Source organism: Arthrobacter sp. CAN_A2, assembly GCF_015752045.1.
Taxonomy (GTDB): Bacteria; Actinomycetota; Actinomycetes; order Actinomycetales; family Micrococcaceae; genus Arthrobacter_D.
On record NZ_JADOUS010000008.1, the window covers coordinates 34,342 to 57,377 of the forward strand.

Here is a 23,036-nt window from a genome sequence, read left to right on the forward strand (position 1 = left end):
TCCATCATGATCCCGAGCAACATGGACGCCGTCGACGGTGCGCCCTCGACCGACATCGACGCGACTCCCGCGGGCGCCGAGGCAGGCTCACCCGCCGGCGTCGAACCGGCACGCAAGCCCCGGGCTGCCCGCCGCATCCCCAAGAGCGACTCCGTGCTCGAAGCCGCCGTGGAACGGGCGCGCCAGGGAGTGCTGGAGATCGCCCCCGAGGCCCAGGTGGGCCGCCACGTGTCGGCCACGATCGACGGAGAGCGCCTGGTCACCCACCGGTTCGAGGCCTTCCTGCCCGGGTACGGCGGATGGCAATGGTATGCCAGCGTGGCCCGCGTGGCGCGGAGCAAGGACGTGACGGTCTGCGAGGTGGGGCTCCTGCCCTCCCCGTCCTCCCTGCTGGCGCCCGAGTGGCTGCCGTGGTCGCAGCGGGTGCGCCCCGAGGACTCGCCGCAGGACGAGGCATCGCCGTCGGGCGCCGCCGGAGACGCAGGGACAGCCGACGCGAGCGCCGAGGCGTCGTCGTCGGGCGTGGACGACGCGGCCGGGACAGCAGGCGCGTCCGACCAGTCCCACACACCGGGGACACCGGTGGCCGGCGACGACGATCCGGAGACCTCCGGCGCGGAACAGCCCGACGCCGGGTGATGCACCTGTGGTGCCGGAGCGGGACGGGAGGGGTATGAGTACCTTCCGCTCCCTCGGTATCCACAACTACAGGCTCTGGTTCATCGGGGCGCTGATCTCCAACATCGGTACATGGATGCAGCGGACCGCGCAGGATTGGCTGGTCTACGACATCCTGACCGAGCAGAACGCGTCGGCGCTCGGGATCGTCATGGCCCTGCAGCTGGGCCCCCAACTCGTCATCGCGCCGTGGGCGGGCCTCATCGCGGACACGGTCGACCGGCGGAAGCTCCTCGTCACCACGCAGGTGGCGATGGCGCTGCTGGGTGTCGGCCTCGGTCTGATGGTCGTCCTCGACGTCGCCGCGCTCTGGCACGTCTACGCCTTCGCCCTGGCGCTCGGCGTCGTCTCGGCGTTCGACGCCCCGGCCCGCCAGGCGTTCGTGTCCGACCTCGTGCGCGACGAATACCTCCCCAACGCCGTGGCGCTCAACAGTGCCTCCTTCAACGGGGCGCGCCTCGTCGGTCCCGCCATCGCGGGTCTGCTGACCGCGGGCGTGGGGCCCGGGTGGGTGTTCATGATCAACGCGCTGACGTTCGGCGCGATGGTCTACGTGCTGCTCGCGATGCGCGGCTCCGAACTGAATGCGCAACCCCGGCAGGCGCCGGGCAAGGGGCGCATCAGGGCGGGCTTCCGCTACGTGCGGCACCGGCCGGACCTCATGATGGTGATGCTCGCGATCTTCATCGTCGGCACCTTCGGGCTGAACTTCGCCGTGTTCATCGCGGCGATGGCGCGCACCGAGTTCGGACAGGGCGCCGGGGTCTTCGGGGTGCTGTCCTCGGTGATGGCGGTGGGATCCGTGGCGGGCGCGCTGCTCGCCGCGCGGCGCGACAGGCCGCGCCTCCGGTTCATCTTCGGCGCGTCGGCGGCTTTCGGGATCGCGTGCGCGCTGGCGGCCGTCGCCCCCACGCTGTGGCTCTTCGGGCTGGCGCTCGTGCCCGTGGGACTGTTCGCGCTGACGCTGATGACCAGCGCCAACGCCTATGTGCAGACGACGACCGAGCCGGGCATGCGCGGGCGCGTCATGGCCCTCTACTTCGCGATCTTCCTCGGCGGGACGCCGCTGGGAGCGCCGGTGGTGGGATGGGTCTCGGACATGTTCGGCCCGCGGTGGAGCCTCGGGGTCGCGGCAGCGTCGGGGCTGATCGCCGCAGGAGCGGGGATCTTCTGGGCCTGGCGGTACCACGACGTCCGGCTGCGCTACGACCGCTCGGCACCCCGGCGCCTGCGCATCGACCACGAGGCCGGCGCACCCGACCCCACCCCGTAGGAAGCGCGGCGCGGTCGGCGACCCGCCGCGGAGGCCGGCGCGGTCGGGCCGGCTCCCTACAGGAGGTTCTCGACCACGTAGTCGATGCAGCCGATGAGGGCCGAGACGTCGTCGGGCTCGATCGCCACGAAGGTGGCCACACGGAGCTGGTTGCGGCCCAGCTTCCGGTACGGCTCGACGTCGACGACCCCGTTCGCGCGCAGGATGGCGGCGATGCGGGCGGCGTCGACGGTGTCGTCGAAGTCCACGGTCACGATCACGTTCGAGCGGTCTTCGGTGCGGGCCACGTAGGGGCTCGCCACGGGGGAGGCTTCCGCCCAGCGGTACAGGCGCCCCGCCGAATCCGCCGTCCGGGTCGCCGCGAACGGCAGGCCGCCCTGCTCGTTGAGCCACTGCACCTGCGCCTCCAGCGTCACGAGGGTCGAGAGCGAGGGCGTGTTGTAGGTCTGGTTGAGCCGCGAGTTGTCGACGGCGGTCTGCAGGTTGAGGAAGTCCGGGACCCAGCGGTCACCGGCGGCGATCCGCGCGGCACGCTCCAGCGCTGCGGGGGAGAAGAGGCCGAGCCACAGACCGCCGTCGGAGGCGAAGTTCTTCTGCGGCGCGAAGTAGTAGACGTCCGCCTGCGAGACGTCGACGTCGAGCCCGCCCGCTGCGGAGGTGGCATCGACGACGACGAGCGCTCCGTCGTCGGTACCCTCGACCCTCCGGACGGGTGCTGCCACGCCGGTGGAGGTCTCGTTCTGCGGCCAGGCATAGACATCGACGCCCGTCTCGGCTTTCGCATCCGGGCGGGTGCCCGGCCGGCTCGTGAGGATGCTGGAGGCGTCGAGGAACGGAGCCTTGTCCGTGGCGGACGCGAACTTGGAGCCGAACTCCCCGAAGGAGAGGTGCTGGGCCTTCCGCTCGACGAGCCCGAAGGCGGCGACGTCCCAGAACGCCGTCGATCCGCCCACGCCGAGGACGACCTCGTACCCGTCGGGGGCGGCGAAGAAGGTGCCGAGCCCCTCGCGGACGCGCCCCACGAGGTCGCGGACCGGGGCCTGGCGGTGGGAGGTCCCGAGGAGGGAGGTGCCGGCCGAGACGAGGGCGTCGATCTGGCCGCTCCGTACCTTCGACGGACCAGCACCGAAGCGGCCGTCCGAGGGGAGGAGGTGTGCGGGGATGCGGGGCGATTCGCTCATGGGTGCTCCAGCTCGTGGACGGCGGGGTGGTGCCCTCATTCTGCCCCAGTGGCCGACGGCCCTCCATTTGTTAACGTCCGCGGGGAGGACGCTTCGGCCGGCGGGACCTCGCGGACCCGGGGATTGCCGGGCCCGTGATGCCATGCGTTAACCTTGGGAGGCGTGGGGCGGAGCCGGGCCGATGGCCGCACCCCTCACCGGCGTGAGGCATTCCAGCCGCGCACCCCGCACCGCACCAAGGAGCTGACCCGCATGACGGACCTCATCGACACCACCGAGATGTACCTGCGGACCATCCTTGAGCTCGAGGAGGAGAACATCGTCGCGCTCCGCGCGCGCATCGCAGAGCGGCTGCGGCACTCCGGCCCTACCGTGTCCCAGACCATCGGCCGGATGGAACGGGACGGTCTCGTGATCGTCTCGGGCGACAGGCACCTGGAGCTCACCGAGGTCGGCCGCCGCCGCGCCACCGGCGTCATGAGGAAGCACCGACTCGCGGAGCGCCTGCTGAGTGACGTGATCGGACTCGACTGGGCGTACGTGCACGACGAGGCGTGCCGCTGGGAGCACGTCATGAGCGAGCGGGTGGAGCGTCGACTGTACGAACTCCTCGGCAAGCCCTCCGATTCTCCCTACGGCAACCCGATCCCGGGGCTGGAGGCGATCGGTGGCGTGGAATCGGAGCTGTTCACCGACGGCGTGGTCACCCTGCTCTCGGCGATGGCGACCTACACCCCCGGCAGCATGGTCACCCTCGCGCGCCTCGCCGAGCCCATCCAGGTGGACCCCGAGCTCCTCACCCAGCTCGACGAAGGCGGACTCCGCCCGGGTGCACGGCTCACTCTCGAATCGGTGGGGGGCTACGTCTCCGTGCGGGTCCCCGGCGTCGAGGGTGCCCTCGAACTGCCGCCCGAGGTCGCCTCCCACGTCTTCGTCTCCCTCGAGGACTGACCGACTCCAGGGCTTTCGTCACCAAGAACACACCGTTCCGTGATCGGAATGTGACATATCTCGCGTTGTGTTGTACGTTCAAGACGTGCCGGATTCGCTCTAGATCCAGCATCCTCCTGCAAATCGCCTAGCTCTGCCATTGCCGGAGGTCCGTCCGCACCATCGCATGGCAGAGGCGGGGGAACCAATTCTGGGTTTCTGAGAAGAAATCCTCGGGGTTAAGTCGCTGTTCACGCAGCGGCCGGGTGACTCCCATCCGAATCCGACAGCTCACCTCGCAGGCGTTGGGAGAGGCAATCCAACGTGTCCAGAAGCTCTTCATCGGGCCGCCACTGCGCGCCCAGAAACACCAGCCCGCTGACCGGTCTGTCCGCCGCCGTCGCATCCAATGCCGGATCCGCGAGCCGCCAGGCCGCCGTCATCGTCGCAGCGTCAGGCCTGGTCCTCACCGCCGGACTGCCGGCACACGGGGCGACAGTCGCCGAGCGTGAGGTGCAGTCCTCCGCAGTCCTGAGCATCGAGCGCGTCGTGACGGCCGAGGTCACCGTACCGGCCACCGCGACGGTGTCCTTCGACCGCGTCGCCGTCGAGGTGACGGCCGCTCCGAAGGTCGTCGAGGCAGCTCCTGTGGTCGAGGCTCCCGTGGTCGAGGCTCCCGTGGTCGAGGCTCCCGTGGTCGAGGCTCCCGTGGTCGAGGCCGCTCCCGTCGTCGAGGCTCCCGTGGTCGAGGCCGCACCGGTCGCGATCCCGCCGGTCGCCGTCCAGGCCCAGCCCGTCACAGCCCCCGCTCCCGTCGTGGCCGCTCCCGTCGTGGCCGCCCCGGCCCCCGCTCCCGTGGCCGTCGCCGCGGTGCCCGCGGCCCCTGTTGCCCAGGCGCCCGCCCCCGTCCGGTCCTCCGGCGTCGCCGCCGGCCTGGTCGGTTCGGCGTACTCCCAGATCGGCGTCGCACAGGATTGCACCGCCATGGTCGAGAAGGCCCTGCGTTCGGTCGGCAAGTCCGTGGGCGATCTCGCTCCCGGCCAGTTCTTCCAGTTCGGCGACGTCGTCGGATCGCCCGCCCCCGGTGACCTCGTGATCACCGGCGGCCACGTCGCGATCTACGTCGGCAACGGACAGGTCATCAGTGGTGGCCTCAACGGCCTGAACACCGGCCTGCACAACCTCTCAGACCTTCCCGGCGCCGGCTTCGTCCGCGTCCGCTAGAACCCCACACCTGGAGAACACCCTCATGTCATCACTCTTGTCCTCACGCCCCACCGTCGCCCGCCACCGGGACGAGGCGCGCACCGCCGCGAGCCTCTCCGTCCTCGCACGGACCGTGTCCGCCAACGCCGGCGGCATGGGCAGGCAGGCCGCCGTCTTCGCGGCAGCGTCCGGGCTCGTCCTGACCAGCGGGGTCGCTGCCAACGCCGCCGACCTCCAGCCCCAGCGCGACGTCGCAGCGTCCAAGATCACCCTGACGACCGCCCGCGCGGCTGTCGTCGCCTCGGACAAGACCGTGGTGTCCTTCAACATGACCCCCGTCAAGGTGAAGGCCAAGCCGGTCGTCAAGAAGGCGCCTGTCGTCGAAGCGCCCGTCGTCGCGGCGCCCGTCGTCGCGGCGCCCGTGGTCGCGGCCCCCGCCGTCGTCGCTGCTCCGGCCGTCGCGGCGCCTGTGGTCGAAGCCCCCGCCGTCGTCGCTGCTCCGGCCGTGGCAGCCCCGATCGCCGCACCGGCCGCGCCCGCCCCGGCGCCGGCAGCCCCGGCGCCGGTCGCTGAAGTACGCGCGCTGACGGCCGCTCCGGCCTCGACGCCTGCTCCCGCACCCTCCTCCGGCGTGGCGGCGACGATCGCTGCTGCCGCCAGGGGCCAGCTCGGCGTCACGCAGGACTGCACGCGCCTGGCGAGCAACTCCCTCGCCGCCGCCGGGATCAACTTCCACGGCTGGCCGGCAGGCTACCTGTCCCTCGGCCGGACGGTGAGTGCCGGCGAGGCCATCCCCGGCGACCTGATCTACTACGCCGACGGGGGCATGGGCATGGCCCACATCGCGGTGTACATCGGCGGCGGCCAGGCCGTCCACGGCGGATTCAACGGCAACTCCACGGTCATCGCTCCGGCCGAGCTCGGCTCCGGCGGCGTGTACATCCGCGTGGGCGGCTGACGCGGACGACACCTGACGCACGAGGACCGGCACGCCGTGCCGGTCCTCGTGCCGTTAAGGCATGGCGGACGCAGATCCCCGCAACTCCTCGGTCCCGGCGTTCCACGGGGGACCGGGTGCGGCTTACCCTTGCATAGTCAATCCGAAGCACTTCTCCCGGTCCCCGGGATGGCAACCGGTTACGGGGGACAGGTCAGCAATGAGGCACGGCGCATGCGCACTCTTGTTCTGAATGCAGGGTACGAACCGCTGGCGGTCATCACCTTCCGCCGGGCGCTGGTCCTTGTGCTCACGGGGAAGGCGAGCGTCGTGGCAGAGGACGACGACCCCGTAGTCGGTCCTGCAGAAGTGTTCGGAAGGCCCTCGGTGATCCTGCTCAACAGATACGTGAAGGTCCCCTACCGGCATGAGATCACAGCGACGAGACGCGGCGTGCTGCGCAGGGACAACCACCTGTGCGCCTACTGCGGGAAGGCGGCGTCCACCATCGATCATGTGATGCCGAGGTCGCGGGGCGGAGGCGACACCTGGGAGAACCTCGTGGCCTGCTGCCTGAGATGCAACAACGCCAAGGGCAACAAGACGCTCGCCAGCCTCGGCTGGTCCCTGCGGGTTGTCCCGCGACCGCCCCGCGGCCCCCAGTGGCAGATCCGCGAACTGGAGAGGCCCGCGCCGCAGTGGAGCGAATTCCTCACGGAGACGGCCGCGTGAGCGCGGACCGGCCGCGGTTCGACGCCGTGATCCTCGCCGGAGGACGGTCCTCCCGGCTCGGCGGGGTCCCGAAAGCCGGACTCGTCCTGGAGGGCGTGACCCTGCTGGAGCTGACCTGCGCGGCTCTCACCGGCGCGGAGCAGATGGTGGTCGTGGGTCCTGGGCCCGAGGAGTACGGGTTGCGCGCGGTGCCGGGAACGCCGTCGTTCGTTCGTGAGGAGCCCGCCTTCGCCGGACCGGCGGCCGGGCTCGTGGCAGGATTCCGGGCCTGGACGGACCGCCGGTCTCCCTGGTGCGCCGTCGTCGCCTGTGACATGCCCCGCGTCGCCGAGCTCGTCGACGCGCTGCTCGCCGAGGCCGCCGCCGACGGCGACGCATCGCTCGTGGCGGTGGACGGTGGCCGCGCCCAGCCGCTCGCGGCGCTCTACCGGAGTGACGATCTGGCGGCCGCCGTCGACGCCGTCCTCGCCGCCGGGACAGCCGACAACCTGTCGATGCGCAGCCTCCTTGCTAGTGTGAGGACCAGACCTGTCCCGGTTGCGCCGGGCACAACGCACGACGTCGACACCTGGGCTGATGCGAGGGTCCTGGGAGTCGACGTCCCCTAGCACCTCCCGGAGGGCTCATGGACGATCGCCAGAAGCTGCTGCATGAATGGACCGGACGGCTGCTCGCCGCCTTCGAGATCGACGGGACGGACGTGGACATCGATGCCGTCCTCGACCTGGCGGGCAAGGCGGCCCACGGCGTGGTGCGCCCGGCCGCGCCCCTGACGACGTTCGTCGCGGGCTACGCCGCCGGTCTGGCCGTGGGCAGTGGGCAGGCCGACGAGGACGTGGCCATGCGCTCGGCGCTGGGAGTTGCCGACGCCCTCTGCGCCGAGGCCGCGGCGGAAGGCGGCACCGCGTGAGCGAGGGCTTCGCCGCGACCAACGCCCACTGGGCGACCGCCCGCGCCCTGGCCTACGGGGCCGGGCGCCCCCTGCCGTTCCAGACCGTGCCCCTCGCCGATGCGTTGGGGCAGACCCTTGCGGAGCCGGTTCACGCCCTGCAGTCCATCCCGCACTATGCGTCGTCCGCGATGGACGGCTGGGCGGTGAACGGCGAACCGCCCTGGACGCTCGTGACCCGCCCGGAGCCGGAGGACCACCCGCGCGGCAGGCCGTCCCCGCACAGCGATTCCGGCGAGGTGTCGCTCGCGCCCGGTGAGGCGACCTTCATCCTGACCGGCGGCGTGGTGCCCCAGAACACCGTCGGAGTCCTCCGCACCGAGCACGGCGCGGTGCGTGGAGGCACGCTGGACCGCAACGGGTCCGCGCGCCCCGACGAGCCGTCGCCGGACGAGCATGTCAGGCCCGCCGGCGAGGAGGCGGAGGCGGGCTCCCTGGCGATCCCCGCCGGCGTCGTCCTCAACCCGGCCCAGATAGCCCTCGCCGCGGTGTGCGGCCACGACACCCTCGCCGTCCTCCGGGCGCCCCGGGTGTCGCTGCTGATGACCGGCGACGAGGTCATCGAGCACGGGCTCCCGCATGCCGGCCAGGTGCGTGACACCTTCGGCCCCCAGCTGCCCGGCTTCGTCGCGATGCTGGGCGGCCACGTCGACGTGTCCGGCCGCGCGAAGGACGACCTCGACGACGTCGTGGCGGCCATCAGCGCAGAACCGACCGACGAGTTCTCGCTCGCACGGGCATCCGGTGACGTGCTCATCACGACGGGCGGGACGGGAAGCTCCCTGGCCGACCACATCCGCCGGGCACTCATGGAGGTCGGGGCCGAGATGATCATCGACGGCATCGCCATGCGGCCCGGGCATCCGACGCTGCTCGCCCGGCTCCCCGACGGGCGCTTCCTCGTGGGGCTCCCCGGCAACCCGCTGGCCGCGATGATGGCCATGATCACCGTCGCCGGCCCGCTGCTCGCGGGGCTGCGCGGTTCATCGCTGGAGGAGCCCGCGCCGGTGGTGTCGGCCGACGCCTTCGAACCGCTGCCGGGGAGAAGCCGCCTGGTGCCCTACCGGATCGAGTCCGGGCGGGCCGTGCCGAGCACGCACCAGCGCTCGGGGATGCTTCGCGGACTCGCTGCGGCCGACGGCGTGATGGTCGTCCCCGCGGAGGGATGCCAGGCCGGCGATCCGGTGCCGGCCCTGTCGCTGCCGTGGGCCCCGCCCGCGGTGTCGCGGACGTAGCCGAACGCCGTCCATGGTCCTGTGTCGAAGCCGACACACCAGATAGTGCCCGGGGTCAACTAACCTCGATCGTAGGGCCGAGGTAAGGAGTACCGAATGAACCGGGTCACGCAGCGCCGCCGCATCACCAAGTTCCGCGTGGGAGCACAGACAGGCCGTCGCGAGGACGTGCTCGCAGGGGAGGAGCCGTTGGAGATCCGCCTCGACGGGAGGGCCTTCACCGTGACAATGCGCACGCCGGGGGACGACTTCGACCTCGTGGCGGGGTTCCTCGTCTCGGAGGGCGTGGTCTGGGAGCCGGGTCAGCTGCCGAGCCTGCGGTACTGCGCGGGCGTGGACGACAACGGGCAGCAGACCTTCAACGTGGTGGAGGCCCAGCTCCGGCCGGGCGTCGTCCTGCCGGACACCGCCATGGAACGCCACGTCTACACCTCGAGCTCGTGCGGCATCTGCGGCACGGCGTCCATCGACGCGGTGCGGAAGTCCTCCCGGTTCGACCTGCACACCGACACGTCGCCGGTCGACCTCGGGATCCTTGCCTCCCTGCCGGACCGCCTGCGCGAGAGCCAGAAGCTGTTCGACCGCACCGGTGGCGTGCACGCCGCAGGACTCTTCTCCCCGGAGGGGGAGCTCCTGTGCCTCCGGGAGGACGTGGGACGGCACAACGCCGTCGACAAGGTGGTGGGCTGGGCGCTGCGCGAGGGCATGCTGCCGCTGCGCGGGATGATCCTGCAGGTCTCCGGACGGGCATCCTTCGAACTCGTGCAGAAGGCGCAGCTCGCGGGCATCCCGGTCCTCGCGGCCGTGAGCGCGCCGTCCTCGCTGGCGGCGGACCTCGCGGACGACGCCGGGCTGACGCTCGTCGGCTTCAGCCGCGGCACGACGCTGAACTGCTACTCGCACCCGGACCGCATCGCGGCCTGACCGGCCGGCGCGGCTCGCCGGTTCGACCCGGCAGCCGGCCCCGGGCATCCGCCTAGAAGGGGTTGAGCAGGCGCTGCACGAAACGGCGTGTGCGCTCCTCGCGGGGAGCGCGCAGCACCTGGTCGGGGTGGCCGTGCTCGACGACGACCCCGCCGTCCATGAAGACGACCTCGTCCGCGACCTCGCGGGCGAAGGCCAGCTCATGCGTCACGATCACCATGGTCCATTTCTCCTCCGCGAGCTCCTTGATGACGGTGAGAACCTCGCCGACCAGTTCGGGATCCAGGGCCGACGTCGGCTCGTCGAACAGGAGCAGGTCCGGCTGCAGTGCCAGGGCCCTGACGATCCCGACGCGCTGCTGCTGCCCGCCGGACAGGTTGAACGGGTGGTCGTCCCGTTTCTCCGCGAGACCCACGCGCGCGAGCAGCCGCTCCGCGTCCGCGACCGCTTCCTTCAGTGGCCGCTTCTGCACCTGCACGGGGCCCTCGATGATGTTCTCCAGCACCGTCATGTGCGGGAACAGGTTGTAGTTCTGGAAGACCATGGCGCTGCGGTCGCGCAGCGACAGGGCCTCCCTCTTCGGGACCTTCGTGCCGAAGTCCACCGACGGACCGCCGCGGAAGGCGACCGTCCCGGCGTCGGGCGTCTCCAGCCCGTTGAGGCAGCGCAGCACGGTGGTCTTGCCGGACCCGGAGGGGCCCACGAGGGCCACGACCTGCCCGCTGGCGATCTGCAGGTCGATCGAGGAGAGCACCCGGTTGGCACCGAAGGACTTCTGCAGGTCCGTGACCTGCAGCAGGGGGCCGTCCAAGGCGGGGGGACGCAGGGGATCAGCGGGCGACATAACGATCCAATCGTTTCTCGAGGACGGTCTGGCCACTGGACAGGACGAGGCAGAACACCCAGTAGATCGCGGCGGCCTCGAGGTAGACCAGCATGAATTGCTGGGAGAACGCGGCGATCTGCTCCGCTTCACGGAACAGTTCCGTCACGAGGATCAGCGACGCCAGCGAGGTGTCCTTGACGAGGCTGATGAACGTGTTGGACAGCGGTGGCACGGAGACCCGCGCCGCCTGCGGCAGGATGACGCGGCGCAGGGTCAGGGTGCGGGACATCCCGATGGTGTGGCCGGCCTCCCACTGGCCCTTGGGCACGGACAGGATGGCGGCGCGCAGGATCTCGGCGGCGTAGCCCGCGACGTTGAGGGAGAACGCGATGATCGCGCTCGGCCACGGGTCGAGCGTGAGCCCGATCGAGGGCAGTCCGTAGAAGATCACGAACAGCTGTACCAGCAGCGGGGTGCCCCTGATGATCGACACGTAGAAGCGGGCGATCCCCGACAGGACGGGCTGCCCGCTGATGCGCATGAGCGCGATGACGAGGGCGAGGGCCAGTCCGATCGCGAAGGACGCCAGCGAGAGCGGGATGGTCCCCGTCAGGCCGCCGGAGAGCATGGGCCAGAAGGAGGTGCGCAGCAGCTCCCAGTCCATCGGTCAGTGCTCCGGGCCGGTGCGGTCCGCCGCACCGGCCGTGGCACCGACATCACGTGCCGGCATCACTCGCTGACGTCGGAGCCGAAGTACTTCCCGGAGATCTCCGCGAGCGTCCCGTCGGCGCGCAGCTCGTCGAGCGCCGCGTCGATGGCGTCCACCAGCTCGGTGCTGCCCTTGCGGACGGCGACGGCGCTCCGGGAGGTCTCGTCGGTGGTGGCCGCGATCTTGATGCCGTCGTTCCTGGTGGTGTTCTGGTAGTCGAGGTAGGTCAGCTCGTCGTTGATCGTCGCGTCGACGCGGCCCTGCTCGAGGAGGGTCACGGACTGTGCCCAGCCCTCGACGGGCTCGACGTTCGCGCCGCTCTCGGTCGCCAGTTCGTTCCAGTTGCTCGTCAGGGACTGCGCCGTCGTCTTGCCCTCGAGGTCCTCGAAGGAGGAGATCTCCTCGTTGTCGGCGCTCGTGACGATCACGCCGGAGCTGACCGTGTACGGCACGGAGAAGTCGTACGTCTCCTCGCGCTGGTCGGTGATGGAGACCTGGTTCGCGATGACGTCGAACCGGCCCGCTTCGAGGCCCGCGAAGATCGCGTCCCACTGGGTCTCCTCGAACTCCGCCTCGACGCCCATCTTCTCGGCGACGGCGGTGATGACCTCGACGTCGTACCCGGTGAGGTCGCCGCTGCCGTCCTCGTGGTAGCTGAAGGGCTTGTACGTGCCCTCGGTGCCCACGGTCAGGACGCCCGCGTCCTGGATCTCCTGCAGCGAGCTCGCCTGCGCCGATTCGGAGGATCCGCCGTCCCCGCCAGGGGTCGACGACGAGCAGCCGGCGAGCGCCAGCATGAGGGCTGCGGCAGAACCGAGGATGGACAGGCGGTGATTCATGGGATGCTTCCTTGGGGTGGGGGATGGCGCGCCGGGCGCCGGAAATAGAAGGGCTCCCGAAAGGCTTGAACCCTAGGTGCATCCGCTCGGCCCGATCGCGGCCGGAGGCGAAGCACTACCGAGGTGAACACCGGTACAACCACTTATTGTTCCGGAGCATGGCGGCAGGGTCCAGAAACCCGCGAACCCGAGCCGGAACGGCATCCACGGAAGGAACGGCCATGAGCATGGAAGGCGCGGCGTGGAGCTCGCTGTACAAGATCTCGACGGCGAAGGACAACAAGCACGGCTTCTCCAGGGAGACGGTGCGCCGGATCCTGACCTTCGCCGTGCCGTACCGGTCGAAGCTGGTGCTCTTCATCCTGATGTCCGTGGCCGGGGCGTTCCTGGCCGTCGCGACGCCGGTCCTGGCCGGGCAGGTGGTCGACGTCATCGTCGCGGGCGGCGAGGTCCGGACGATCGTGTGGCTCGCGTCGATCATCGCGCTGGTCGCGATCGTGGACGCCGGTGTGTCCCTGCTCACCCGCTGGTACTCGTCGCGCATCGGCGAGGGGGTCATCCTGGACCTCCGCACCGCCGTGTTCAACCACGTGCAGAAGATGCCCATCGCCTTCTTCACCCGGACGCGCACCGGAGCCCTGGTCAGCCGCCTCAACAATGATGTGATCGGGGCGCAGCAGGCGTTCAGCGGCACACTGTCCGGGGTGGTCACGAACGTCGTGGCCCTGGTCCTCACCCTCGCCGTGATGCTGAGCACCTCCTGGATCGTGACCGTGCTCGCCGTCGTCATGCTGCCCATCTTCCTGGTGCCCGCCCGCCGCATGGGCAGTCGCCTCGCCTCCCTCCGCCGCGAGGCCGCCGACCACAACTCGGCCATGAGCACCCAGATGACGGAGCGCTTCTCGGCGCCCGGCGCCACGCTGGTCAAGCTCTTCGGCCGGCCCGACGAGGAGGCCGAGGAGTTCCGGGTCCGCGCCGCACGCGTGCGGGACATCGGGGTGCGCACGGCGATGCTGCAGTTCGTCTTCTTCACGGCCCTCATGCTCGTCTCCGCGCTGGCGCTCGCCCTGGTGTACGGACTCGGCGGAACGCTGGCGCTCGCCGGCCAGCTCGACACGGGAGAGGTCGTCACGCTCGCGCTCCTCCTCACCCGCCTGTACGCGCCGCTGACCAGCCTTGCGAACGCACGCGTCGAGATCATGAGCGCGATCGTCAGCTTCGAACGCGTGTTCGAGGTGCTGGACCTCGAACCGCTGATCCAGGAGAAGCCCGACGCCGCGGCCGTCCCCGCCGGCCCGGTGTCCGTCGAGTTCGACGACGTCCGCTTCGCCTACCCCTCGGCCGACAAGGTCTCCCTCGCCTCCCTCGAGGAGGTCTCGACGCTGGACACCCGTGGCGGCGAGGAGGTCCTGCACGGTGTGTCGTTCCGCATCGAACCCGGCCAGACGGTGGCGCTCGTCGGCACCTCGGGAGCAGGCAAATCGACCATCGCGCAGCTCCTGGCGCGACTGTACGACGTCGACAGCGGTGCGGTGCGCCTCGCGGGTGCCGACGTCCGCGACGTCACGTTCGCCTCGATGCGCCACACGCTCGGCATGGTGACCCAGGACGGCCACCTGTTCCACGAGACCATCCTCTCGAACCTCCGCCTCGCGCGCCCGGAGGCCACGGAGGACGAGGTGTGGGACGCCGTGCGCCGGGCCCGGCTGGAGCCGCTGATCCGGTCCCTGCCGGACCAGCTCGACACCATGGTGGGCGAGCGCGGGTATCGGCTGTCCGGCGGCGAGCGCCAGCGCATGACCATCGCGCGACTCCTGCTCGCGCAGCCCCGCGTCGTGATCCTCGACGAGGCGACGGCCGCGCTGGATTCGACGTCGGAGGCGGCCGTGCAGGCCGCCCTGAGCGAGGCGCTCGAGGGGCGGACCGCCATGGTCATCGCGCACCGGCTCTCGACGATCCGCAGTGCGGACCTGATCCTCGTCGTCGAGGACGGTGCGATCGTGGAGCGCGGCACGCACGACGAGCTGCTGGCGGTCGGTGGACGGTACGAGGAGCTGCACCGTACGCAGTTCGCCGTGCAGAAGAACGTGGCCGTGGACGAGGAGCCCGAGGCCCTGAGCGGCGTCTAGGGTCGACGGCTCCCGTGCGAGCTGCTCAGTCGGTCAGCGCGGGGATGATGGAGCCCGAGAACACCTGCCAGGCGAGGGCGGTCTTGGCGACGAGGCTCAGGATGATGTAGACGCGTTCGCCGTAGAGGTAGTCGCGCCATGGGCCCACCCGCCGGTACTGCAGCAGCTGGTTGATGGCGAAGATGTTGAAGAACAGGAACAGCGAGATGATGATCCCGTAGACGAAGCCGGGCGGTTCCGCCGAGCTCGTCGACCCGGGGGACAGGAAGTAGATCAGGATGGCGATCCAGGGCACGATCCCTGCCAGCGATCCGAGGACGAAGGGCAGGAAGTTGCCGCTTCCGGGCTTCTCGTACTTCTCCTGGAGGGCGCCGAACCCGATCATCGCCGCATTGACGGCGAACAGCGCGACGAGGGCCGCGATGTCGGTGATCCCGGTGGTCTGGGCGATGAGCCAGATCATCACGGACGAGCTCAGCGAGTACTCGACCCAGCGGAAGTAGTTGTGATTGGCGCTGAGCCCGGCCGCGTAACGCGCGAAGAACGCGGGCGAGGCGACCGCGAAGTGGAACAGTGCGGAGAGCGCCAGGAACAGGACGACCCCGGCGCCCACATTGACCGTGAAGAGTTCCACCCGCTCGGGGGGCAGCGGGAATCCGGGAGGGCCCGCCAGATAGTCCGCGGTGACGGGGAACGTGACCTGCTCGTCCAGCATCGCCAGGATGACCGTGAACAGGACGGCCTGCAGGAGGTGCAGCGACCCGGCCACGATGTTCAGGCGGCGCAGGCGACGCATGCGGTCGGGGTTCGGACTGCTGCCGTCGACCGGGGGGCCGTCGGGGTCTGAGCGGGCTGCACGCGCCATGGGTATTCCTCACGAGAGCGGACCTAAGCCATTCGGGGTGATCACCCTAGCATCGACGGATCCGCCCGCCCAGCGGGTGCCTAGACTGAGCGATGATCATCGTTCTCGCGGGCATCGACGGGGCGGGCAAGAGCACTGCGGGCCTGCTGCTCGCGGAGCGACTGAGGGCGGCGGCCCACCCTGCGATCTTCACCATGAACCGATCGGGCCGGCGCAGTATCACCGGCTGGTGCGGACGCCGGAACCTCAGTCCGCCGGTGGCCGTGCTGGATGCCGTGGAGACGCTGATCCGCTGCCTCAACGTGCTCGTGTCCCACGCACGGGCAGGTTCCCGTTCCGGTGTCGTCGTCATGGACCGGTATCTCTACTGCCAGCTCGCGCTCCGGCACCTCCGTGGGTTGCCGACGGGCAGGCTGTTGCCGTTCCTCCTCAGGGTCCTGCCCACCCCGGGCCTGGTCGTCTATTTCGACGTCACCGCGGATGTCGCGTACGCCCGGATCACCAGGCGTGCGGTGGACGTCGAGACCATCGAGCATCTGACCGGCCTCGATGCCGCCTACCGGCAGTTGAGCGTCTTCCCGACCTTCCTCGTCCTCGACGCGAGCCGCACGCCCGAGCAGCTCGTCGAGGATGTCCTGCAGGAGCTCGGGGTGTGTGGGGCAGCGCTCCCGTGACGCTCCTCCGACGGCAGGTGCCGGGAGGGGACGCGGGTCAGGACACGCCCTGACGCCGCCGCGGCCCGCGGGTCGCGAGCAGCCGGGGGACGACGTAGTCGACCAGCAGGGGAGCGAGGTCCGGCCGTCCGGCGGCGTCCCGGAGGTCCAGCCAGGCGAGCTCCTCGATCTCGGCCGCCGGGAACGGTTCGGCGGTGAGGGGGCAGAGGAAGACCGTGGCGACCAGCAGGGTGTCCGCCTCGTTCGCGGCCGGCCCCTCCCAGGTGCCGAGCAGACGGAGGGCGCCGGGCCGGACGCTCAGGCCGAGTTCCTCGAACAGTTCCCGTGCTCCGGTCTCGGACGGTGTCTCGCCCGGTTCCGGCTTGCCGCCGGGCTGCATGAACATGGTGGTCCCACGCTTGCGGACGAGCAGGAGCCGGCCGTCGTCGTCGAGCAGGCACAGGGCGGTGACGGTAATCGTCGGTCGGTCGGCCATCAGATCCACCCTCCGCCGCACGGGTCGGGGGAGGGCGCGGCGGCCCTTCCATCGTCCCGTGTCCCGCTGTGGTGCCCCTGGCCGGAATCGAACCGACGACCTTCCCTTTAGGAGAGGGACGCTCTATCCTACTGAGCTACAGAGGCGCGGATCCGCTGGTCTACCCGATCCGGCGGTCCCAGCTTACCTGCTCTTCGTTCCGGGTCCGGCGCCGGGCGCGCGGAGTCCCCGTGGCAGGAACATGGAGGCGACGCCGGCCACGAGGCTGAGCCCGAGCAGCACCCAGCGCAGGACCGTCAGCGTCGAGGCCAGCACCACGGCCCCGGCGTCGGGGGTCGCCTGGGCGAGCGCGGCGTCGATCGCGATGTTCTCCCACAGATCGACCACGACGAACAGGATCACGGGGGACCACAGCAGCCAGCGCAGCCAGCGGCGTCCGGCGTTGAGCTGGACCAGCAGCAGCCAGGCGAACGCGAAGATCAGCGGGAACAGGGTGCCGGCCGTCCGGTGGAGGTAGCTCAGCTGGCCGCGGGCGTCGTCGTCCATCGCCTCGTGAAGCCGTTCCACGTACCCGGCGTCGTACCCGCCGATCATCATGTCGGGCATCGCGAGCCCGCCCGAGAGCTGCGTCATCTGCCCGAGCGTGAGCAGGTGGAAGTACCAGAAGAGGAAGAGGGAGGCCACGGCGGCGGCGATGAGGACCAGGCTGCCGTTGGAGCGTTGCCGGTCCGCCGGGGGCGCCTCGGGCGCGGTGGAGGCGCCGGTGGAGTGCTTGCGTGCGATCTGAGCCCGTGTTCTACCCATGACTGAAGTATGGGCGACGATCTGCGTCCGCAGATGATACTCGGAACACCATGTGGACCGCGTTGCCAACCCGTGACTTATTCCCGCCGGACACAGCTTGTGATTGCACTCACGCCCGAAGCGCTGTTTTCTAGAGGGATGTCCCTCACAACATCCCTTCCCATGACAGCTGCGTCCGAAGACGTCGGGTGGCTCGCAGCCATCGACGAGGCGATCAACAATGCGTTCGCCAGACCCACCGAGATCTTCTCGAGCATCGTGTTCTTCCCCATCACCATCGGCGACCTGAGCTTCCCGTTCGTCGTGCTGTGGCTCATCGCGGCAGGCGTGATCTTCACGATCTACTTCGGAGTCCCGCAGTTCCGCGGCCTCAAGGTCGGTTACGAAGTGGTCCGTGGACGCTACTCCTCGAAGGACGATCCAGGGGAGGTGCCCCACTTCCAGGCCCTCACCTCGGCCCTGTCGGGCACGGTCGGGCTGGGAAACATCGCCGGCGTCGGTGCGGCCATGGCACTCGGTGGCCCCGGTGCAACCTTCTGGATGGTCCTTGCCGGGCTCCTGGGCATGGCGACGAAGTTCGCCGAGTGCACGCTCGGCGTGAAGTACCGCGAGGTCCACGCTGACGGGTCCGTCAGCGGAGGGCCCTTCAAATACCTCCCCATCGCTTTCAGCAAGTTCGGCGCCGTCCCGGCGAAGATCCTGACCGGCATCTTCGCCGTCGCGATCCTCTTCTTCGGCGTGGCGGGCGGCAACATGTTCCAGGCGAACCAGACCTTCGCCCAGGTGCAGAATGTGACCGGCGGCGAGGACGGCCTCCTCGGGAGCGCCGGAGCCGCGCTCATCTTCGGCCTCGTGCTCGCAGGCCTCGTCGCCGTGGTGATCCTCGGCGGCATCAAGTCCATCGGAGCCACCACCAGCAAGCTCGTGCCCGCGATGGGCATCGTCTACGTGACCTCCTGCCTCCTCGTCATCCTCGTGAACCTCGGACAGGTTCCGGCTGCCATCGCGTCGATCTTCGCAGGAGCGTTCAATCCCCAGGGAATCGCCGGCGGTATCCTCGGCGTCATGATCGTCGGCTTCACCCGTGCAGCGTTCTCCAACGAGGCAGGGCTCGGCTCCGCCGCGATCGCGCACTCGGCCGTGAAGACCCGCCGCCCGGTCAGCGAGGGCTTCGTCGCACTCTACGAACCGCTCGTCGACACGGTGCTCATCTGCACGATGACGGCGCTGGCGATCATCATCGCGGGCGCCCCGAGCCTCCAGTCCGGAATCGACCAGGTCCAGGCAGGGGAGGGAACACCCGACGGCGTCATCCTCACCTCCGACGCCTTTGCCACCGTGTTCCCCTGGTTCCCCGTGGTGCTCGCGATCGCCGTGGCACTGTTCGCCTACTCCACCCTCATCACCTGGTCCTACTACGGGCTCAAGGCCTGGGAGTTCCTGTTCGGCCGCGGCAAGACCTCGGAACTCATCTTCAAGGTCATCTTCCTGTTCTTCACCGTCGCCGGTTGCGTGCTGACCTTCAGCCAGGTCATCAGCTTCGCCGACGCCGCCCTGTTCGTCTGCGGCTTCGTGAACCTGCTGGGCGTCTACCTGCTCCTGCCCGTCATCAAGCGGGAGATGAAGGAGTACCTGGCCGACCGCAAGAGCGGCAAGCTCCTCATCCTCGGCGTGGAGAAGGACGAGCTCCAGCCCGAGAAGTAACGCCCTGTCCCGCCCCCTCGACTGCCCCTTCCGGTTCTCCGGCGGGGGCAGTCCTGCGTCCCGGGGAGGGACGGCGGTGTGGTGCCGCCCGTCCGTTCCACCGGTGACTGTCCGGGGCACGGCCTAGACTTGAGGCACCATGGACATGCTCTTCGATCCCTACGTCTCCCAGCCCACGCCAGCCGAGAAGAAGCGTGCCCGCGACGTGGCGATGGCAGCGGCCCCCGGAGCAGGGGATCCGGCCACCGAGCACGTTCCCGCCCGCGCCGGCGTGGACGAACAGCGGGCGCGGGAACTCCTGATGGGACTGAACCCCCAGCAGGAGGAAGCCGTGAAGCACGGTGGATCGCCCCTGCTGATCGTCGCCGGCGCGGGTTCGGGCAAGACCCGCGTGCTCAGTCACCGGATCGCCTACCTGCTGGCCACCGGCCGCTCGCACCCGGGTCAGGTCCTCGCCATCACCTTCACGAACAAGGCCGCCGCCGAGATGCGGGAACGCATCGAGGGCCTGATCGGCGACGTCGCGAAACGGATGTGGATCTCCACGTTCCACTCCTCCTGCGTGAGGATCCTCCGCCGCGAAGCCGCCTCCGTCGGACTCAACTCGAACTTCTCCATCTACGACTCCGCCGACACGCTCCGCCTCATCACGCTCGTGGCCAAGGGGCTGGACCTCGACCCCAAGAAGTTCGCGCCCAAGGCGATCCAGCACAAGATCAGCGCACTGAAGAACGAGCTGATCGACGAGGAGACCTTCGCCTCGACCGCCGGCCTGTCGGATCCCTTCGAGCAGGCCGTCGCGGAGGTCTACACGGGCTACGCCCAGCGCATGCGCCAGGCCAACGCCATGGACTTCGACGACCTGATCGCCCAGACCGTCTACATGTTCCGTGCCTTCCCCGGCGTGGCCGACTACTACCGACGGCGTTTCCGTCACGTCCTCGTCGACGAGTACCAGGACACCAACCACGCGCAGTACGCCCTGGTCCGGGAGATCGTCGGCGTGCCGGGTGAATCCTCCGACGACCCGGCCGAGCTGACCGTCGTCGGCGATTCCGACCAGTCCATCTACGCGTTCCGCGGCGCCGACGTGCGGAACATCGTCGAGTTCGAGAACGACTACCCGAGCGCCCGCACCATCCTGCTCGAGCAGAACTACCGTTCCACCCAGAACATCCTCACCGCCGCGAACGCGGTCATCTCCCGGAACCCCGACCGGCCGGAGAAGCGCCTGTGGACGGCCGAGGGCAGCGGCGAGAAGATCGTCGGCTACGTGGGCGAGAACGAGCACGAGGAGGCCCGATTCATCGCCGAGGAGATCGACCGCCTCCAGGACGAGGACGACATCCGACCCGGCGACGTCGCGATCTTCTACCGCACCAACGCCCAGTCCCGCTCCGTCGAGGAGATCCTGCTGCGCGTCGGACTGCCCTACAAGGTGGTCGGCGGGACCCGCTTCTACGAGCGCAAGGAGATCAAGGACGCGCTGGCGTACCTGCGTGTGCTCGTGAACCAGGACGACGTCGTGAACCTGCGCCGGATCCTCAACGAACCCAAGCGCGGCATCGGCGACCGCGCCGAGTACGCCGTCGCGTCCCTGGGTGAACGCGAGCGGATCAGCTTCATGGCCGCGCTGCGACGGGCCGACCACGCGCCGGGCATGGCGACGCGCTCCGTCAATGCAGTGACCGGTTTCGTGAAGCTCATCGACGACCTCGCCGAGGTGGCGAGCGGTTCGGGTGCCTCGGCGGCCCTCGAGGCCGTCCTGGAGCAGACCGGCTACCTGGAACAGCTGCGCACCAGCAACGACCCGCAGGACGAGTCGCGGGTGGAGAACCTGGCGGAGCTCGTCGCCGTCGTCCGCGAGTTCGAGCGGGACAATCCCGAGGGGACGCTGGGCGACTTCCTCGAGCAGGTGGCCCTCGTGGCCGACGCCGACCAGATCCCCGATGCCCCCGACGGCTCGGCCGCCGACGTGCAGCGCGCCGTCGAGGAGGCCCGGCGGCAGGGGGTCGTCACCCTCATGACGCTGCACACCGCCAAGGGCCTCGAGTTCCCGGTGGTGTTCCTCACCGGCATGGAACAGGGCATCTTCCCGCACCAGCGCTCCGCCACCGATCCGAAGGAACTCGCAGAGGAACGGCGCCTGGCCTACGTGGGCCTGACCCGCGCCCGGCAGCGGCTGTACATCACGCGCTCCGAGGTGCGGAGCATGTGGGGGCAGAGCCAGTACAACCCGGCGAGCCAGTTCGTCAGCGAGATCCCCGAGGAGCTCATCCACTGGAAGCGCGAGGGCGCGGCGAAGCCCGCCTGGACCGCCGGCGGCGGCAGTGCCGGCGGCCCGCGGTTCAGCGGGTCCTACTGGGGCGCGAGCGGCGGAGGTTTCAACGGCGGGGCCCCGACGCCGTCCAAGAGCGTGGGGCGCGTGCAGCCCCAGAAGGAGGTCGTCTCGGTGGCGGTCGGCGACCATGTCAACCACACGAGTTTCGGCAACGGCACGGTCCTGTCCGTCGAGGGGGCCGGCGACAAGACGGTGGCCAAGGTCCGGTTCGACGTCGGCGAGAAGCGGCTGCTGCTGCGCTACGCTCCACTGACCAAGGTGGCCTGACCCGCCCCGATCGAGGCCAGGAGCCGGCGGCGGGATCCTGCTAGCAGTCCCTGCCGGCCGGGCGCAACTTTCTACACGGGATAGAAGTGTGGGCTTCCTCACTAAACCGATAGTCTGGGGAGGGCCTCAGGCCCGAGGGGCTAAAGTTCCCTCTTGTAAACCTACTTCGACGTAGAAGGACACTAGCTAAGTGGACCTGTTTGAATATCAGGCGCGCGATCTTTTCGAGGCACACGGGGTTCCCGTGCTTGCCGGCATCGTGGCGCAGACCCCAGAAGAAGCACGAGCAGCAGCCGAGAAGATCGGTGGCGTGGTCGTCGTCAAGGCCCAGGTCAAGGTGGGCGGTCGCGGCAAGGCCGGCGGCGTCAAGGTCGCCAAGACCCCCGATGAGGCCTTCACCTACGCTTCGGACATCCTCGGGATGGACATCAAGGGGCACACGGTCCACAAGGTGATGATCGCGCAGGGCGCGGACATCGCCGAGGAATACTACTTCTCCGTCCTGCTCGACCGCTCCAACCGGAACTACCTGGCCATGTGCTCGGTGGAAGGCGGCATGGAGATCGAGCAGCTGGCCGTCGAGCGTCCGGATGCGCTGGCACGGATCGCCGTCGACCCCGGCACGGGCATCGACCAGGCCAAGGCCGAGGAGATCGTCGACGCCGCGGGTTTCGCCCCCGAGCTCCGCGAGGGAGTGGTCCACGCCATCCTCAAGCTGTGGGACGTCTTCGTGAAGGAGGACGCGACGCTCGTCGAGGTCAACCCGCTCGTGAAGACCGGCAACGGTGACATCCTCGCGCTCGACGGCAAGGTCACGATCGACGAGAACGCCGGGTTCCGCCACGCGGACCACGCTGCGCTCGAGGACACGGACTCCACCGATCCGCTCGAGGCCAAGGCCAAGGAGCACGACCTCAACTACGTCAAGCTCGACGGCGAAGTCGGCATCATCGGTAACGGCGCGGGCCTGGTCATGTCGACCCTCGACGTCGTCGCCTATGCCGGCGAGGCCCACGGCGGCGTGCTGCCCGCCAACTTCCTCGACATCGGCGGCGGAGCCTCGGCCGAGGTCATGGCCGCCGGTCTCGACGTCATCCTCAACGACGCGCAGGTCAAGAGCGTGTTCGTGAACGTCTTCGGCGGCATCACCGCGTGCGACGCCGTCGCCAACGGCATCGTCAAGGCCCTCGAGATGCTCGGCGACGAGGCCAACAAGCCCCTCGTGGTGCGCCTCGACGGCAACAACGTCGAGGAAGGCCGACGCATCCTCGCCGACGCAAACCACCCGCTGGTCACGCTCGCCGACACCATGGACGAAGGCGCCGACAAGGCCGCCGCGCTGGCCAACGGAAAGTAAA

The 23,036-nt window shown here is 69.6% G+C and carries 22 protein-coding genes, 1 tRNA gene and 1 riboswitch; of the genes, 15 read left to right on the top strand and 8 right to left on the bottom strand.

Translation table 11 applies throughout. The features are described from left to right. Positions 1-6 precede the first annotated feature (6 nt). On the top strand, positions 7-639 hold the full coding sequence (locus IWX63_RS11730; protein WP_334685823.1) for a DUF3027 domain-containing protein: 633 nt from the start codon (positions 7-9) through the stop codon (positions 637-639). Between the two features lie 34 nt (positions 640-673). Further along, positions 674-1,951 carry an MFS transporter gene (locus IWX63_RS11735; protein ID WP_199278350.1) on the top strand — a complete coding sequence of 426 codons (1,278 nt, stop codon included), beginning with the start codon at positions 674-676 and terminating at the stop codon, positions 1,949-1,951. Between the two features lie 56 nt (positions 1,952-2,007). Here the strand turns inward: IWX63_RS11735 and serC are convergent, their stop codons facing one another. Continuing rightward, on the bottom strand, positions 2,008-3,132 hold the full coding sequence (gene serC / locus IWX63_RS11740; RefSeq protein WP_199278351.1) for a phosphoserine transaminase: 1,125 nt from the start codon (positions 3,130-3,132) through the stop codon (positions 2,008-2,010). Between the two features lie 252 nt (positions 3,133-3,384). Between serC and IWX63_RS11745 the strand changes: the two genes are divergently transcribed. The 8 genes from IWX63_RS11745 to fdhD all read left to right on the top strand — a co-directional run bounded on the left by IWX63_RS11745 (position 3,385) and on the right by fdhD (position 10,045). Then, on the top strand, positions 3,385-4,083 hold the full coding sequence (locus IWX63_RS11745) for a metal-dependent transcriptional regulator (protein ID WP_199278352.1): 699 nt from the start codon (positions 3,385-3,387) through the stop codon (positions 4,081-4,083). Between the two features lie 130 nt (positions 4,084-4,213). Next, positions 4,214-4,381, top strand: a riboswitch (cyclic di-AMP (ydaO/yuaA leader). 5 nt (positions 4,382-4,386) lie between these two features. Beyond that, positions 4,387-5,286 (top strand): NlpC/P60 family protein, encoded by a 900-nt coding sequence (locus IWX63_RS11750; protein WP_199278353.1) that lies wholly within the window; start codon positions 4,387-4,389, stop codon positions 5,284-5,286. 37 nt (positions 5,287-5,323) lie between these two features. Then, positions 5,324-6,226 (top strand): NlpC/P60 family protein, encoded by a 903-nt coding sequence (locus tag IWX63_RS11755; RefSeq protein WP_199278489.1) that lies wholly within the window; start codon positions 5,324-5,326, stop codon positions 6,224-6,226. Positions 6,227-6,439: 213 nt separating this feature from the next. Beyond that, entirely contained in the window at positions 6,440-6,937 is a 498-nt protein-coding gene (locus IWX63_RS11760; protein ID WP_199278354.1) for an HNH endonuclease, read from the top strand. Beyond that, positions 6,934-7,545, top strand: a complete 612-nt coding sequence (mobA, locus tag IWX63_RS11765) for a molybdenum cofactor guanylyltransferase (RefSeq protein ID WP_199278355.1) — start codon at positions 6,934-6,936, stop codon at positions 7,543-7,545. The genes IWX63_RS11760 and mobA overlap by 4 nt, the downstream gene beginning before the upstream one ends. Before the next feature lie 17 nt (positions 7,546-7,562). Beyond that, positions 7,563-7,847, top strand: coding sequence for a DUF6457 domain-containing protein (locus tag IWX63_RS11770; protein WP_199278356.1), 285 nt, complete (start codon positions 7,563-7,565; stop codon positions 7,845-7,847). Next, complete coding sequence (locus IWX63_RS11775; RefSeq protein WP_199278357.1) at positions 7,844-9,121, top strand: molybdopterin molybdotransferase MoeA; 1,278 nt, start codon at positions 7,844-7,846, stop codon at positions 9,119-9,121. Before IWX63_RS11770 ends, IWX63_RS11775 begins: the two co-directional genes overlap by 4 nt. A gap of 96 nt (positions 9,122-9,217) precedes the next feature. Further along, positions 9,218-10,045 carry a formate dehydrogenase accessory sulfurtransferase FdhD gene (fdhD, locus tag IWX63_RS11780; RefSeq protein WP_199278358.1) on the top strand — a complete coding sequence of 276 codons (828 nt, stop codon included), beginning with the start codon at positions 9,218-9,220 and terminating at the stop codon, positions 10,043-10,045. Positions 10,046-10,097: 52 nt separating this feature from the next. On the opposite strand, the gene IWX63_RS11785 is transcribed toward fdhD, so the two are convergent. The 3 genes from IWX63_RS11785 to IWX63_RS11795 all read right to left on the bottom strand — a co-directional run bounded on the left by IWX63_RS11785 (position 10,098) and on the right by IWX63_RS11795 (position 12,419). After that, complete coding sequence (locus IWX63_RS11785; protein WP_334685824.1) at positions 10,098-10,889, bottom strand: amino acid ABC transporter ATP-binding protein; 792 nt, start codon at positions 10,887-10,889, stop codon at positions 10,098-10,100. After that, positions 10,876-11,535 carry an amino acid ABC transporter permease gene (locus IWX63_RS11790; protein ID WP_199278359.1) on the bottom strand — a complete coding sequence of 220 codons (660 nt, stop codon included), beginning with the start codon at positions 11,533-11,535 and terminating at the stop codon, positions 10,876-10,878. The genes IWX63_RS11785 and IWX63_RS11790 overlap by 14 nt, the downstream gene beginning before the upstream one ends. 65 nt (positions 11,536-11,600) lie before the next feature. Then, positions 11,601-12,419 (bottom strand): amino acid ABC transporter substrate-binding protein, encoded by an 819-nt coding sequence (locus IWX63_RS11795; protein ID WP_199278360.1) that lies wholly within the window; start codon positions 12,417-12,419, stop codon positions 11,601-11,603. Positions 12,420-12,640: 221 nt separating this feature from the next. Between IWX63_RS11795 and IWX63_RS11800 the strand changes: the two genes are divergently transcribed. Beyond that, complete coding sequence (locus tag IWX63_RS11800; RefSeq protein ID WP_199278361.1) at positions 12,641-14,548, top strand: ABC transporter ATP-binding protein; 1,908 nt, start codon at positions 12,641-12,643, stop codon at positions 14,546-14,548. Between the two features lie 25 nt (positions 14,549-14,573). On the opposite strand, the gene heR is transcribed toward IWX63_RS11800, so the two are convergent. After that, positions 14,574-15,413: a heliorhodopsin HeR gene (heR, locus tag IWX63_RS11805; protein ID WP_199278362.1), complete on the bottom strand. Its 840-nt coding sequence runs from the start codon at positions 15,411-15,413 to the stop codon at positions 14,574-14,576. 92 nt (positions 15,414-15,505) lie between these two features. Here heR and IWX63_RS11810 point away from each other — a divergent pair, with 92 nt between their 5' ends. Then, positions 15,506-16,087: a dTMP kinase gene (locus IWX63_RS11810; protein ID WP_199278363.1), complete on the top strand. Its 582-nt coding sequence runs from the start codon at positions 15,506-15,508 to the stop codon at positions 16,085-16,087. Positions 16,088-16,124: 37 nt separating this feature from the next. Here the strand turns inward: IWX63_RS11810 and IWX63_RS11815 are convergent, their stop codons facing one another. From IWX63_RS11815 to IWX63_RS11825, 3 genes are all read right to left on the bottom strand, one after another. Further along, positions 16,125-16,562 carry an NUDIX hydrolase gene (locus tag IWX63_RS11815; RefSeq protein WP_199278364.1) on the bottom strand — a complete coding sequence of 146 codons (438 nt, stop codon included), beginning with the start codon at positions 16,560-16,562 and terminating at the stop codon, positions 16,125-16,127. Positions 16,563-16,631: 69 nt separating this feature from the next. Then, positions 16,632-16,708 (bottom strand) — tRNA-Arg (locus tag IWX63_RS11820). 37 nt (positions 16,709-16,745) lie between these two features. Then, positions 16,746-17,366: a hypothetical protein gene (locus tag IWX63_RS11825; protein ID WP_199278365.1), complete on the bottom strand. Its 621-nt coding sequence runs from the start codon at positions 17,364-17,366 to the stop codon at positions 16,746-16,748. Between the two features lie 162 nt (positions 17,367-17,528). Here IWX63_RS11825 and IWX63_RS11830 point away from each other — a divergent pair, with 162 nt between their 5' ends. From IWX63_RS11830 to sucC, 3 genes are all read left to right on the top strand, one after another. Next, positions 17,529-19,070, top strand: a complete 1,542-nt coding sequence (locus IWX63_RS11830; protein ID WP_334685825.1) for an alanine/glycine:cation symporter family protein — start codon at positions 17,529-17,531, stop codon at positions 19,068-19,070. 139 nt (positions 19,071-19,209) lie between these two features. Then, positions 19,210-21,678: a DNA helicase PcrA gene (gene pcrA, locus IWX63_RS11835; RefSeq protein ID WP_199278367.1), complete on the top strand. Its 2,469-nt coding sequence runs from the start codon at positions 19,210-19,212 to the stop codon at positions 21,676-21,678. Between the two features lie 190 nt (positions 21,679-21,868). Continuing rightward, positions 21,869-23,035: an ADP-forming succinate--CoA ligase subunit beta gene (gene sucC / locus IWX63_RS11840; RefSeq protein ID WP_199278368.1), complete on the top strand. Its 1,167-nt coding sequence runs from the start codon at positions 21,869-21,871 to the stop codon at positions 23,033-23,035. Position 23,036 lies beyond the last annotated feature (1 nt).